The sequence below is a fragment of the Neorhizobium fuzhouense genome (genome assembly GCF_042611105.1).
GTDB lineage: Bacteria > Pseudomonadota > Alphaproteobacteria > Rhizobiales > Rhizobiaceae > Neorhizobium > Neorhizobium galegae_A.
Window position 1 is genome coordinate 176814 of sequence record NZ_JBHFFP010000006.1, and the last position, 12073, is coordinate 188886.

The 12073-nt window shown below is 61.6% G+C and carries 11 protein-coding genes; 4 read left to right on the forward strand and 7 right to left on the reverse strand.

The window, feature by feature from the left end; translation table 11 throughout:
• Nucleotides 1–41: 41 nt before the first annotated feature.
• From ACEXP3_RS13015 to ACEXP3_RS13035, 5 genes are all read right to left on the reverse strand, one after another.
• On the reverse strand, nucleotides 42–2480 hold the full coding sequence (locus ACEXP3_RS13015) for a beta-mannosidase (protein ID WP_377297642.1): 2439 nt from the start codon (nucleotides 2478–2480) through the stop codon (nucleotides 42–44).
• A gap of 244 nt (nucleotides 2481–2724) precedes the next feature.
• Nucleotides 2725–3813, reverse strand: a complete 1089-nt coding sequence (locus ACEXP3_RS13020; protein ID WP_377297644.1) for an ABC transporter ATP-binding protein — start codon at nucleotides 3811–3813, stop codon at nucleotides 2725–2727.
• 5 nt (nucleotides 3814–3818) lie between these two features.
• Nucleotides 3819–4763: a carbohydrate ABC transporter permease gene (locus ACEXP3_RS13025; RefSeq protein ID WP_210103814.1), complete on the reverse strand. Its 945-nt coding sequence runs from the start codon at nucleotides 4761–4763 to the stop codon at nucleotides 3819–3821.
• A complete protein-coding gene (locus ACEXP3_RS13030; protein WP_377297645.1) occupies nucleotides 4756–5718 on the reverse strand; it encodes a carbohydrate ABC transporter permease in 963 nt (320 codons plus the stop codon). Before ACEXP3_RS13030 ends, ACEXP3_RS13025 begins: the two co-directional genes overlap by 8 nt.
• Nucleotides 5719–5916: 198 nt before the next feature.
• Entirely contained in the window at nucleotides 5917–7152 is a 1236-nt protein-coding gene (locus ACEXP3_RS13035; protein WP_210103815.1) for an ABC transporter substrate-binding protein, read from the reverse strand.
• A 413-nt stretch (nucleotides 7153–7565) separates the two neighbouring features.
• Between ACEXP3_RS13035 and ACEXP3_RS13040 the strand changes: the two genes are divergently transcribed.
• On the forward strand, nucleotides 7566–8612 hold the full coding sequence (locus tag ACEXP3_RS13040) for a LacI family transcriptional regulator (protein WP_377297646.1): 1047 nt from the start codon (nucleotides 7566–7568) through the stop codon (nucleotides 8610–8612).
• A gap of 44 nt (nucleotides 8613–8656) precedes the next feature.
• Here ACEXP3_RS13040 and ACEXP3_RS13045 read toward each other — a convergent pair whose 3' ends face one another.
• Entirely contained in the window at nucleotides 8657–8824 is a 168-nt protein-coding gene (locus ACEXP3_RS13045) for a hypothetical protein (protein WP_210103817.1), read from the reverse strand.
• Between the two features lie 166 nt (nucleotides 8825–8990).
• Between ACEXP3_RS13045 and ACEXP3_RS13050 the strand changes: the two genes are divergently transcribed.
• From ACEXP3_RS13050 to ACEXP3_RS13060, 3 genes are read left to right on the forward strand one after another with little or no spacing between them, the layout of a single operon-like run.
• On the forward strand, nucleotides 8991–9341 hold the full coding sequence (locus tag ACEXP3_RS13050; protein ID WP_377297647.1) for an ArsC family reductase: 351 nt from the start codon (nucleotides 8991–8993) through the stop codon (nucleotides 9339–9341).
• A gap of 29 nt (nucleotides 9342–9370) precedes the next feature.
• Entirely contained in the window at nucleotides 9371–9850 is a 480-nt protein-coding gene (ybaK, locus tag ACEXP3_RS13055; RefSeq protein ID WP_377297648.1) for a Cys-tRNA(Pro) deacylase, read from the forward strand.
• A 59-nt stretch (nucleotides 9851–9909) separates the two neighbouring features.
• Nucleotides 9910–11163: an aminopeptidase gene (locus tag ACEXP3_RS13060; RefSeq protein ID WP_377297649.1), complete on the forward strand. Its 1254-nt coding sequence runs from the start codon at nucleotides 9910–9912 to the stop codon at nucleotides 11161–11163.
• A 20-nt stretch (nucleotides 11164–11183) separates the two neighbouring features.
• Here ACEXP3_RS13060 and ACEXP3_RS13065 read toward each other — a convergent pair whose 3' ends face one another.
• Complete coding sequence (locus tag ACEXP3_RS13065) at nucleotides 11184–12056, reverse strand: EamA family transporter (RefSeq protein ID WP_377297650.1); 873 nt, start codon at nucleotides 12054–12056, stop codon at nucleotides 11184–11186.
• Between the last annotated feature and the right edge of the window lie 17 nt (nucleotides 12057–12073).

Genomic DNA, 12073 nt, shown 5'->3' on the forward strand with positions numbered 1-12073 from the left:
TCATCCTCCCGGGCCGGACGGCCCTTTTCTTGACGTATGGTTCAGCCTGCGACCGATGAAGAGGCAAGGTCGTAGATGCGAAATTGCGGAGCCTCCGACAGCGGTTCGCCGGCGGCGGGCAGATAGGTGATCCGCCGGCTTTCGCCTGCCGCCAGATCAAAGGCATTGTCGGAAAAGCGCCCGGGCGTATCGGTCTCGATCATCACGAAGAGCGCCAGACCGTCGGACTGCACCAGGATGTCGAACCCGCCCGCAGGCGCCGTTGACACGGTGGTGGTGAGCCGCGCCGGCTGAAGATCCAGCCCCTTGTAGGTGCCGGGCACGAAATGTCCCTCGCCGCCCATGCCGTTCGAAGCCGAAAAGTGCCAGGCGAGCAGGCAATCGGGCGGGATGTCCGCCGCCGGAATGGTGATCGCCGTTACCGCCGCATCCGGCGCGACCAGCGAATCGATCGACAGAAGGTCGCGCCGTTCACCCGACAGCGTCAGCAGCGACACGGCAAGGCTCACCGTCACGTCCGACAGCGTATCATTGACCAGCGACATCCGGATCTCGGACCCGTCTTCGGAGGGGATGGCGGCCACGGCAACCGGCTGAAAAAACCGCCGCGCGAGATAATGCAGCAGTTTCCAGCTGCCGCCGTAATCGAGGCTCGACCAGGACGCCACCGGCCAGGTGTCGTTCAGCTGCCAGTAGAGCGTGCCCATGCAATGGGGTTTGAGCGAACGCCAGTAATCGACCGCGGTGCGGATGGCGAGCGCCTGCTGCACCTGGGACAGATAGACGAAATTGGCAAAGCCTTCCGGAAAGCGGAAATACCGGAACATCGTTGCCGCGATCCGCTCATTGCCGCCGGCATTCTTCTGGTGCCATTCCATCACCGGCGAGGCGATGTTCATATCCCGATCACCGGCATAGGTCCCGATCACCGGCAGCGACGTATAGGACTGGAAGCCGAATTCCGAGCAGAAGCGCGGCTTCACCGCACGGTAATCGGCAAACGGCTTGTTCTCGTGCCAGACCGACCAGTAATGCATGTCGCCGGAGCCATCGGCATGCCAGGCATCGCCATAGTCCATGTAGCCGGTGGCGGGGCTCGACGGCCACCAGATCGCCTCCGGCACGGCTTTGCCCAGCGCCTGCTCGATCGTCCGGTTCAGCCGGTCGTAAGAGACGAGATAGCGGTCGCGGTTCTCGACGGATTCCTTGAACCAGGTGAGCGCGCCGACCAGCTCATTGTCGCCGCACCAGAGCACGATGGATGGATGCGAAGAAAGCCGGCGCACCTGGTAATCCACCTCGGCTGCGACATTGTCGAGAAAATCCGGCGTCGAAGGATAGAGGTTGCAGGAAAACTGAAAATCCTGCCAGACCATCAGCCCCAGTTCGTCACAGAGATCGTAGAACCAGTCGGCCTCGTAGAAACCGCCGCCCCAGACGCGGATCATGTTCATGTTGGCATCGACGGCCGATTGCAGAAGGTCGCGCGTCTTGTCGCGGGATGTCAGCGAAAACAGCGCATCGGCGGGGATCCAGTTCGCGCCCCGGCAAAAGATCTCGCGGCCATTGATGGCGAAGGCAAAACGGCTGCCTGCCTCGTCCGGGTCGGTGATGAGTTTTACTGTGCGAAGACCGATCTGCCGAATAACGGTCTCATCGGGCAGGTCCACCGTCAGCCTGTAGAGCGCCTGCTCGCCGTTGCCGGATGGCCACCAGAGGCGCGGCTCATCAATGCGAAAGACATAACTGACGTTTGTCTCGCCGGGCTTTACCCCGCAATCAAGCTTGACGCGCTCATCACCCAGTTCCAGCGTCAGCGCCACGTAGCCTTGTGCTTCGGCATGCAGCGTCACCGTCACCGTGACGTCGACACCGGTCTCATCATGCGCCTGATGGGTGACGACATGCTCGATGCGGGCCGTTTCCAGCTTCTTCAGGGCAATCGTGCCGTAGAGCCCGAGGGGTGCCAGCGCGATATTCCAGTCCCAGCCGAAATGGCATTGCGGTTTGCGCAGCATGTTTCCGTTGGGGATCGGCGAATTGGCGGTGGAATAGGGAATATAGAAGGGCTGGCGGGCCTGCCGCGCGGCCCCTTCGCGGATGCTGGAGGAAAAGACAATGCGGATGCGGTTGTCGCCCGCCTTCAGCGCCTGAGTCACATCCGGCCGGTAGCGGCGAAAGGCATTGTCGGCGGCAAGCACCACCTGCCCGTTGATCTCGATCGTCGCCACCGTATCGAGATCGGTCACGTCGAGATACCAGTCGCCGGCACTATCCTCGAGCCAGAAATCCTGCTCGATCTGCCAGTCGGTCTCAGCCACCCAGCGAAGATCCAGTTCATTGCGCCCGACATAGGGATCGGGGATCAGACCGGCATTCTTCAGCGCGGTGTGCACATCGCCGGGCACCGGCATCAGGGCGGTGGTTTCCTCGTCCAGCGAGGAGAGGCGCCAAGTGCCTGAGAGATCGATCATGGTCATGGCGATTTTCCTTCTGCTGCGCTTTCAGGAGGGAGAAGCCCCCTCTGGCTGCCGCCATCTCCCCCACAAGGGGGGAGAAAGGATGCCGGAAACCGTTCAATCCTCAAGACCGGCCCATGAGACAAAACCCTACCCGTCATGACATCAATGATGGAGCCGGGCCGATCACCACCTGCGGTCTCCCCCCTTGTGGGGGAGATGGCCGGCAGGCCAGAGGGGGCCTTCTGTCGGCACGGCACGACCATCAGATGCGGTCTTCCGTCTCGGCATCGAACAGCGAGGCCATGCTCATGTCGAAGGCCATGCGCACGCGGCTTCCCGGCGCATAGCGGCGCGCGCCCCCGATGCGCACCGACATCAGGTGGCCGGCGTGTTTCAGCCACAAAAGATTGTCGGCGCCCATCGGCTCTTCAATGTCGACCACCGCCTCATGCGCCTCGCCGCCCATGACATCGCTGTCAATGGCGATATGTTCCGGGCGCGCGCCAAGCACCACCTTGCGCCCGGCCGAGAGCGGTTCAGACGTCTGATAGCCGGCAAGCGAGAAATTGACGCCATGGGTGGTGAACACCGGGCGGCCCTCCACCTCGCTGATTTCGCCGCGCAAAAAGTTCATCGAGGGTGAACCGATGAAGCCAGCGACGAAGAGGTTTTTCGGACGGTTGTAAATGACGATCGGATCGTCCAGCTGCTGGATGACGCCGCTTTTCATGATGGCGATGCGGTCGGCGAGCGTCAGCGCCTCGATCTGGTCATGCGTCACGTAGATCATGGTGTTCTTCAGCTGCTGGTGCAGCCGCTTGATTTCGACGCGCAGTTCCGAGCGCAGCTTGGCGTCGAGGTTGGAGAGCGGCTCGTCGAACAGGAAGACGTCGACATCGCGCACCAGGGCACGCCCGATGGCGACGCGCTGGCGCTGGCCGCCGGACAGTTCCGCGGGCTTGCGCTTCAAAAGCGGGCCGATCTGCAGGATTTCGGAGGCGCGGGCGACGCGTTTGTCGATATCCGGCTTCGGCATCTTGGCGACCTGCAGGCCGAAGGAGAGGTTTTTCTCCACCGTCATCTGCGGATAAAGCGCGTAGGACTGGAACACCATGCCGATGCCGCGATCCTTGGGTTCTTCCCAGGTGACGTTGCGGTCCTTGATGTAGATCTGCCCTTCGGTCGGCTCCAGCAGGCCCGCAATGCAGTTCAGAAGTGTCGACTTGCCGCAGCCGGACGAGCCGAGCAGCACGAGGAATTCCCCGTCATGGATGTCGAGGTTCAGGTCCTTCAGCACTGTCACGGCGCCGAAGGAGAGCGATAGATCGCGGATGGATACGCTGTTGGCCATGAAGTTCAGCCCTTTACTGCGCCGGCGGCAATGCCGCGGACGAACAATCTGCCGGAGACGAAATAGACGATCAGGGGCACGGCGCCAGTCAGAAGCGTGGCGGCCATGTTGACGTTGTATTCCTTCACCCCCTGCACGGAGTTGACGATATTGTTGAGCTGCACGGTCATCGGATAGCTGTCCGGCCGGGTGAACACGACGCCGAACAGGAAGTCGTTCCAGATGCCGGTCACCTGCAGGATCATGGCGACAACGAAGATCGGCAGCGACATGGGCAGCATGATGCGCAGAAAGATCTGCCAGAAACCGGCGCCATCGATACGCGCCGCCTTGAACAGTTCCTCCGGCAGCGAGGTGAAATAGTTGCGGAAGAGCAGCGTCAGGATCGGCATGCCGAAAATTGTATGGACGATGATCAGGCCGGTCAGCGTGCCGTAGATGCCCAGTTCCCGGAGCAGGATAACGATCGGATAGATCATCACCTGATAGGGAATGAAGGCGCCGACGATGAGGATCGAGAAGAACACGTCCGATCCCTTGAAGCGCCAGTTGGCGAGCGCATAACCGCTGACCGAGGCAACCGCGATGGAGACCACGACGGAGGGAACGAGGATGCGCACGGAATTCCAGAAGCCGCGCGACAGCCCGTCGCAGTTGAGACCCGTGCAGGCGCTCGCCCAGGCTTTTGCCCAGGGCTCGAAGGTAATTTCCATGGGCGGCGAGAAAATGTTGCCAAGCCGGATTTCCGGCATGCCCTTCATCGAGGTGACGATCATCACATAGAGCGGCAGAAGGTAGTAAAGGGCGGCAACGATCAGCAGTCCGTAGAGGATGATATTGCGCTGCGACAGCACCTTGCGGGGCCTTGCGCCGCTCGGGCCGGAGCCGAGCCGGCCGGATACGGCATCAAGGCCGGCGGCGGTGGTGTTGAGGGTGGAAATGTTAGCCACGCTTCTTTCCTCCGAATTCCAGATAGGCCCAGGGGATGATGATGATGGCGACGGTAAGCAGCATCATGGTGGAGGCGGCAAAGCCCTGGCCGAGATTCTGCGCCTGGAACATGTAGTCGTAGACATACTTTGCCGGCACTTCCGATGCGATGCCCGGACCGCCGCTCGTCTGCGCCACCACGAGATCGTAGACCTTGACGATGCCGCTTGCGATGATGACGAGCGTGGTGATGAAGACCGGCCGCATCATCGGAATGACGATGAAGAGATAGGTGCGCCACATCGGGATGCCATCGACGCGCGAGGCCTTCCAGATGTCTTCGTCAATGCCGCGAAGCCCCGCCAGCATCAGGCACATCACGAGCCCCGTTCCCTGCCAGAGACCGGCAATCAGGACGCCGTAGATGACGATGCTGGAATCATAGAGCGGATCGAAGGTGAAGGTGGACCAGCCGAGGCTGCGCACGATGGACTGCACGCCATATTCCGGGTTGAGGATCCACTGCCAGACGAGGCCGGTGACGATGAAGGAAAGCGCAAAGGGATAGAGAAAGATCGTGCGGAAGGTGTTTTCAAAGCGGATCTTCTGGTCCATCAGGGCGGCCAGCAGAAAGCCGATGGCGAGGCTGAAGATCAGCGACAGCACGCCGTAGATGGCGAGATTCTGGATCGAGATCACCCAGCGCGGCGCATCCCACAGGCGGTAATACTGGTCGAGCCCGACAAAACTGGAGCGCGGCAGAAGCTTGGAATTGGTAAACGAATAGACCACCGTCCACAGCGTGCCGCCGAGGAACACGCAGACCGCGACAAGGATCATCGGGATCGAGGCGATCTTGGAATTCAGGTTTCGAAAGAGCTGGTTCGGCCGGCGGGTTACGGCGCGGCTCCCGGAGCTGGAACTTGAACCGGCACCGATGCCGGGCTGGGCGCTGGCGGTCGCGCGGGTGCTCATGCGGGCATCCTCCTCAATGGCTGCCTCGGGCGGCAAAGCCTTACCTATGTCAGGCAAGGCTTCGCCGTCAGGCGGTCGCGCAAGTGGCCGCCGCTCAAGGCTGTCTGACGTCTGCAGGATAAGCCTTCCGGGCAACGGATTGGCCCGCGCCCGAAAGAAGTCGTGCCGGCCTCACGCAAAGAACCGGCACGATGCTGATCAGTCGGCCGCGGCAATGATCTCGGCAAACCGCTTCTGGGCGGCATCCGGGGTCATGGCGGGCTTGGCGAAGAATTCCGAGAACAGATCCTCCAGCTGCTTCTGGCTGTCGGCCGACATCAGCTGGTTGGTGGAGCGCACCACATTGCCCTTGGCCAGGATTTCCAGACCCTTCTTCATGCAGTCATTGGCGGCGGCAAGATCGATATCGCCGCGGATCGGCAGCGAGCCCTTCTTCAGGTTGAACGCCACCTGCACGCCGGGGCTGACGATGGTCGACGCCAGCACTTCCTGCGCCTTGGACTTTTCCGCATCCTTCAGAAGCGGGAAGTAGAAGGCATCGCCATCGGTGGAGATGACTTCGTTGACGCCGAGGCCCGGAAGGCAGGTGTAATCGACGCCGGCCTTCTGGTTGGCGAGCGCGAATTCGCCCTGCGCCCAGTCACCCATGATCTGGCCGCCGGCCTTGCCGGTGATGACCATGTTGGTGGCCTGGTTCCAGTCCTGGACATTGCTGCCCTTGGACATGCGGCGCGCATCGTCGGCTGCCTTGAAGACCTTGGCGATCTCAGGACCGGCCGCCACCTTGGCGTCCTTGTCGGCAAACACCTTCTGGAACACGTCCTTGCCGCTGATGGCAATCATCAGAACGTTGAAGGCGCCCGTCGACTGCCAGGGCTGTCCGCCGATGGCAAGCGGAATGATGCCGGCCTTTTCGAGCGCCGGCGCGGCTGCGACGAATTCGTTCCAGTTCTTCGGCACGGCGACGCCGGCCGTCTTGAAGGCGGCGTTGGACAGCCACAGCCACTGCCAGGAATGGATGTTGACCGGGGCGCAATAGATCTTGCCGTTGATCGTGCAGCTGTCGAGCAGGCTTGCCGGCTTGATGATGTCCTTCCACTTTTCCTTTTCGGCAACCGCCGTCAGGTCGCGCATCAGGCCGGATTGCGCCAGTTCCTCGGCCTGGCGGCCATGGTTGAACTGGGTGGCGCCCATCGGGTCGCCGCCGGTAATGCGGGAGATCATGATCGGGCGGGCGGTGCCGCCAGATCCGGCGATCGCGCCGTCGATCCATTTGTTACCGGTGGCGTCAAAGGCCTTGGCCAGCTCCTTGACGGCTGCGGCCTCCCCTCCGGAGGTCCACCAATGGGTCACTTCCAGGTCCGCCGCCCCTGCATAGGTTGCGGGTAACATCGCGCTTGCCACGAGAATGGCCTTCAATGCACGCATATTCATGAGTCTCCTCCCTCACTGAAACGTTGCCGTAAAAAAACCTATGCCAAAGTCAGATCGCATGCAACCGGCCTGAGACGGATTTTTTACCAAGCCTCGCTCAATCAACCTGAACGGGCGAAGATAGCCGTTACGATCCGAACCCAATGTTTGCCTAACCTTTTGATTTTAATTTATAATTTTAGGTTTTAAACCGGCTGAAAGAATTCATACCTTCGCAGGTGCAAAATTTATTCCGCGCATGCGTTGTACAACCAGCGGGGCATGAATTGCGGAGCAAGGCACATTTAGCCCTCGACATTTCGACTGTAACGTTACAGTTTGTCGATCCGGAAAAATCCGGAAGGCGAGGAGGCATTCGTATTCAGGGACGAAGAAGGCGGCTATAGTGCCGCGCCTGAACCGGATGGATGTGCATGGACGACAGCAGCATTTTAAAGATCCCCGAGCGCACCGGCAGCGCGCGCCCGACCTTGAAGACGATCGCCTATATGACCGGGCTTGGCATCACCACCGTCTCGCGGGCGTTGAAGGATGCACCCGATATCGGTGCCGACACGAAAGAGCGCGTGCGTCTTGTGGCAGCCCAGCTCGGCTACCAGCCGAACCGCGCCGGCGTGCGCCTGAGGACCGGCAAGACCAATGTCATCGCGCTTGTTCTGAGCATCGAAGAAGAGCTGATGGGTTTCACCAGCCAGATGATGTTCGGGATTTCCGAGGTTCTGGCCGGCACGCAATATCATCTCGTGCTGACGCCGCATGCCCATCAGAAGGATCCGATGGCGCCGGTGCGTTACATCCTGGACACCGGCTCGGCCGATGGCGTGATCATCTCGCGCACTTTGCCCGACGATCCGCGCGTCGCCCTGATGACGGAGCGCAATTTCCCCTTCGCCACCCATGGCCGCACGGATATGGGCGTCTGCCATCCGTTTCATGATTTCGACAATGAAAGCTTTGCCTATCAGGCGGTGGAAAAGCTGGCCTCGCGGGGAAGACGCCGCATCGCGCTTCTCGCCCCGCCGGCCAAGCTGTCCTATTACCTGCACACCCGCATCGGCTTCGAGCGCGGCCTGAAGGCCTTCGGCGCCACGGAAGTTGCGATGGGCCGCCTCACCAGCGAGGCGTCTCTGGATACGATCCGCACCCATATGCAGGGGCTGATGTCCTCGGCGGAGCCGCCGGATGGCATCATCTCGATCAGCGGCAGTTCGGCAATTGCGCTGGTGGCCGGGCTTGAAGCGGCCGGCGCCCGCCTCGGCGACAGCATCGACATGGTGTCGAAGCAATCGGCGGAGTTCCTCAACTGGATCCGCCCGGAAATTCACGCCATCAACGAGGATGTGCGCCAGGCCGGCCGGGAACTGGCCAAGGCCGTCATCGCCCGCATCGATGGCGTGGCACCGGAGCTCCTGCAAAGCGTGAGCAAACCGGTCTGGTCAGACATGACGCCGAAGGACTAGCGGCCGATTGCGGGCGCCTTGTCCTTGGATAGACCGGCCGCAGGTCAGGCGATGGTGTCGAAGGCCTTGGGATCGATGCCGAGCGTCACGAGGTCGCGCTTCAAGGGCTTGCGGCCACCTTCAACGGCAGCAGACGCAGCAGCAGCGGCACCGAAGACAGCGATGGCACGACCAATGAAGCCACCGCGCATCCTGCTCAAATTCGTAGACATGTTCATCTCCTTTGTGATGACTGAGATATGGGAGCCAGAGCCCCCGATCACAACGCACAAGGCAGGATGGGAGCCATGCAGCGCCCGCATGTCACGGCACTTCAGGCTTTACCATTTGGCAATTTTATAGACAGTGGCGGGCCGACTGACCCGAAGGGAGACACGCATGATCACGCTTTACGGCATCAAGGCCTGCGACACGATGAAGAAGGCCCGCAGCTTTCTGGACGCGCAGGGCGTTGCCTATCGCTTCCACGACTACAAGACCGATGGCATCGATCGCGCCCATCTGGAGGAATGGACGGACAAGCTCGGTGTCGACACGATCCTCAACCGCGCCGGCACGACATTTCGCAAGCTCGATGAGGTCGACAAGGCCGAACTCACCCGCGAAAAGGCCATCGAGCTGATGCTGGCGCAGCCCTCGATGATCAAGCGGCCGGTGCTGGAGACCGAAGGCGGCTTGACGGTCGGCTTCAAGCCTGAAACCTATGAGGCCCTGTTCTCCAAATCCTGATCCCGCCTTCGAAAACCAGCGTTTCCACCATGTCGAAAACCACCCGCGCCACGCAGGCGCTTGCCAAAGCCGGCGTCGCCTTTACCGTCCACACCTATGATTACGATCCGAATGCCGAACGCATCGGCCTTCAGGCGGCAGAGGCGATCGGCGAGGAACCGCACCGCGTGTTGAAAACGCTGATGGCGGAAGTGGATGGGAAGCCGGTCTGCGTCGTCGTGCCCTCGGATCGCGAAGTCTCGATGAAGAAGCTCGCGGCGGCCTTTTCGGGCAAGTCGGCGGCGATGATGAAACCGGCCAATGCCGAAAAGGCAACCGGTTATGTCGTCGGCGGCATCAGCCCGTTTGGCCAGAAGAAGACGGTGCCGACCGCCATCGAGGCGGCCGCCATGGATGAGCCGCTCGTCTACATGAACGGCGGCCAGCGCGGACTTCAGGTGCGCCTTTCGCCATCGGATGCAAAAACGGTGCTGGCGGCGATCGTCGCCAGCGTCGTTGCAGAGGCTTAGCCCACGACCTATCTCCCCGTCACACCCGTTCTGAAACTTTGCAAGGAAGCAGGCCGCCCATGACCCAATCGCTCGTTGAGACCAGCGCCATCGATCCCGTCAAGCTGGAGAAGCTGGCGGAAGTGGCCGTGAAGGTTGGCCTGCAGCTGCAGAAGAACCAGGATCTCATCATCACCGCGCCGATTGCCGCTTTGCCGCTCGTGCGCTTCATCACGCGCCATGCCTACCGCGCCGGCGCCGGCCTCGTCACCACCTTCTATTCGGACGAGGAAACCACCCTTGCACGCTATGCCGAAGCGCCGGATGAAAGTTTCGACAGGGCATCCGGCTGGCTCTACGAAGGCATGGCAAAAGCCTATGCCGGTGGCGCGGCCCGCCTTGCCATTTCCGGCGACAATCCGATGATGCTGGCCGCCCAGGATCCGGAAAAGGTGGCGCGCGCCAACAAGGCCAATTCCATCGCCTACAAGCCGGCGCTCGAAAAGATCTCCAATTTCGATATCAACTGGCATATCTGCTCCTATCCAAACCCGGCCTGGGCGCGGCAGGTGTTTCCGGATATGGCCGAAGACGATGCCGTGCGGGCGCTTGCCGAAGCGATCTTTTCCGCCTCGCGCATCAATACGCCGGACCCGATTGCCGCCTGGGCAGACCACAACGCCAACCTGAAGAAGCGCTCGAGCTTTCTCAATGGCGAACGGTTTGCCGCGCTGCATTTTTCAGGTCCCGGCACGGACCTGACGGTGGGCCTTGCCGACGGTCACGAATGGCATGGCGGCGCATCGAAGGCTAAGAACGGCGTCACCTGCAACCCCAATATCCCGACGGAAGAAGTCTTCACCACGCCGCATGCGCTGAAAGTGGAAGGCCATGTCTCCTCGACCAAGCCGCTGTCCCACCAGGGAACGCTCATCGACAACATCCAGGTGCGCTTCGAGGCAGGCCGCATTGTCGAGGCCAAGGCGTCGAAGGGCGAAGAGGTGCTGAACAAGGTTCTCGATACGGATGAAGGCGCCCGTCGCCTCGGCGAAGTGGCGCTGGTGCCGCATTCCTCACCGATTTCCGCCTCCGGCGTGCTCTTCTACAACACGCTGTTTGATGAAAATGCCTCCTGCCACATCGCACTTGGCCAGTGCTATTCAAAATGTTTCCTCGACGGCGCATCGCTGACGCCTGAGCAGATCAAGGCGCAGGGCGGCAATTCCTCGCTCATCCACATCGACTGGATGATCGGCTCGGACAAGGTGGATATCGATGGTGTCCGGGCCGATGGCACCAAGGTTCCGGTCATGCGCAAGGGCGAGTGGGCGTAAGCCTTCTCTGACGCTTCCTGTCAGGCCGCCGGGGCTTTGCGCCCGGCGGCAGAGGCGGCGCGCTGGCTTGCCCAGACGCTGGTGAGGACCACGACGACACCGGCCACCTGCACCGCATCCAGCGCCTGCCCCAGAAGCCCCCAGCCCAGCAGCACCGCAACCAGCGGACTGAGGAAGCCGAGCGCCGACGCAGCCTGCGGGCCGATACGGCCGAGCCCGCGGAACCAGAGAATATAGGTCAGCGCCGCACCAATCAGCCCCAGATAGACAAAGCCCATATAGTTTTGCGCCGAGAGTACCGGAAGCCCCGGCTCCAGCAGAAAGGCAACCGGGGCCAGCAGCAGACCGCCCGCCGTCAACTGCCATGCGGTAAACGTCAGCGGCGACACCGCCGGCTTCCAGTGGCGGCTGAGAACGGTGCCGAAGGCCATCGACAATGCGCCGGCCAGTCCGGCTGCGATACCGAGCGGATCAAGCGCGGCTCCCGGCCGCAGCACCAGAAGCGCCACACCGCAAAGCCCGGCAATGCCGGCTGCAATCGACAGCGGCCGCACCGGCGTCCCCATCACCAGCCGTGACAGCACAATCACGATCAACGGCTGCACCGCGCCGACCGTTGCCGCGACACCGCCCGGCAATCTGTAAGCTGACACGAACAGAAAAGCCCAGAACAGCGCAAAATTGAGGGCGCCCAGAACAAGGCTTTTCCACCACCAGGCCCCGGTCGGAAGCTCGCGCACGATCAGCAACAGCAAAAGCCCCGCAGGCAGGGCCCGCAGCATGGCAACCGTCAGCGGCACGCCCGGCGGCAGAAGCTGGGTCGTCACGATATAGGTCGATCCCCAGATTGCCGGGGCGAGAGCCGTAAGGCCGATATCACCAACACGGGACATACGTCATGCTCCATTTA